The organism is Billgrantia sp. Q4P2, from assembly GCF_052806135.1.
The window spans coordinates 1-1995 of sequence record NZ_JBRBAI010000030.1 but is presented as its reverse complement, the minus strand read 5'-3'; the positions used below and the strand labels follow the sequence as shown (position 1 = coordinate 1995).

Genomic DNA, 1995 nt, shown 5'->3' with positions numbered 1-1995 from the left:
GCCAGTAGCCCCTGCAGCGGGTGCGGCAAGGCGTGGCCGGAGAGCCGCTTGGCCTGGCTGCGACAGGAGTAGCCGGTGGCCAGCAGGCGGCCGCGGTTGGCCTCATCCTCGACCACCGGCTGCCACGACTGGGCGTAGATGGTCCTGGAAGTCTCGAGGTTGCGCGCCTCGTGGCCGTAGGTGCCGGACATGCCGCAGCAGCCGGTGGCGACGAGTTCCAGCTCGACACCGAAGGCGGCGAACACCTGCTGCCAGGCCTTGGGGCTGCCGGGGGCGTTGCTCTTCTCGGTGCAGTGCGAGAGCAGCCTGAAGCCGGGATCGTCGAGTTTGCCCAGCTGCTGCGCGAGTGCCGGCGGCACCAGGCGTTGGCCCTGGGCCGCCAGCCACTCCTGCAGCATCAGTACCTCGGGGACGGCGTCGGGCCCCAGCGCCTTCACGTACTCCTGGCGGTAGGTCAGGGTCATGGCCGGGTCGATGCCCACCAGCGGTACGCCGAACTCGGCCAGGGCGCGCAGGCGTCTTGCCTGCTTCGCCGCGGTGCGTTCGAAGGCGCCGAGGAAGCCCTGCACGTGCAGCGGCTTGCCGTTGGGCGAGTAGGGCGCGACGAACACCTTCATGTCGAGGCGCGCGAGCAGCTCGACGATGTCCATCACCCGCTCGGCCTCGAAGTGGCTGGTGAAGGCGTCCTGCACGATGACCACGCTTCGGGCCTTCTGCGCCGCGCTGAGCAGGCCCAGCGAGACCGGTGTGGCCTCGGCGATGCCCCAGGCGCGCAGCTGCTTGGCCAGCCGCGCGCGGGAGAGCCGCGGGCTGTCGACCAGGCCGACGTGCTGCGATAGCAGCCGGTCCACCAGACGTTGGCCCAGCGCGGCGTTATACAGCGGCGCGGCGTGGGCGAGGTAGGGCACGAAGAACTCCATGCCGCCGATCAGGTAGTCGCGTACGGGGCGCAGATAGCGGCCGTGGTAGATCTCGAGGAACTGCGAGCGCGAGTCCGGCACGTTGACCTTCACCGGGCACTGGCCGGCGCAGGACTTGCAGGCCAGGCAGCCCGCCATGGCCTCGTAGACCTCATGGGAGAAGTCGGCCTCGTCGCGACGGCGCCAGGTGTTGCGTACCCGCGCCGGCAAGCGCTTCAAAAAGCCCCAGGCGCCCTCGTGACGCTGCCGGCGCGCCGCTTCCACCAGGTCGATGCCGGCGTTGCCCTGCAGGCGCAGCCACTCGCGGACGAGGCTGGCGCGGCCCTTGGGCGAGTGGATGCGGTCGCGGGTGGCCTTCCACGACGGGCACATGGCGTCGTGCGGGTCGTAGTTGTAGCAGGCGCCGTTGCCGTTGCAGTAGACCGTGGCGGCGTGGGCCTGCCACGCGCGCTCGTCGATCTGGCGGTCGAGCTGGCCGCGGGTGGGCACGCCATCGATGGTCAGCAGGCCCGGGTCGACCAGTTTCACCGCCTGCTCCGCGACTGCTTCGGGCGAGATATCTAGCGCCTCTCCTGCGGCCTCGGGTGGGGTATCAAGCGCCTTTCCCGCGGGTTCGGGCGGGATAAACAGCGGCGTGGCGATCTTGCCGGGATTGAGCTGATGGTGCGGGTCGAAGGCCGCCTTGACCCGCTGCAGGCTGGGGTAGAGTTCGCCGAAGAACTGGGGCGCGTACTCCGAGCGCACGCCCTTGCCGTGCTCGCCCCACAGCAGGCCACCGTACTTGCGGGTCAGCTCGGCGACCTCGTCGGAGACCTCGCGGATCAGCCGCTCCTGCTCGGGGTCCTTCATGTCGATGGCCGGGCGCACGTGCAGCACGCCGGCATCGACGTGGCCGAACATGCCGTAGCTGAGCCCGCGGGCATCGAGCGCGGCGCGGAACTCGGCGATGAAGTCGGCCAGGTGCTCCGGCGGCACCGCGGTGTCCTCGACGAAGGGGATCGGGCGCTTCTCGCCCTTGGCATCGACCCGGGCATTGCCCAGCAGCCCCACGGCGCGCTTGCGCATGGCATAGACT

The 1995-nt window shown here is 70.2% G+C and carries 1 protein-coding gene; it reads right to left on the bottom strand.

Annotated elements, in window-relative coordinates:
- Positions 1-1995, bottom strand: a 1995-nt coding sequence (locus ACUY1T_RS21940; RefSeq protein ID WP_446025690.1) for an FAD-linked oxidase C-terminal domain-containing protein, incomplete at both ends; no start/stop codon positions are given.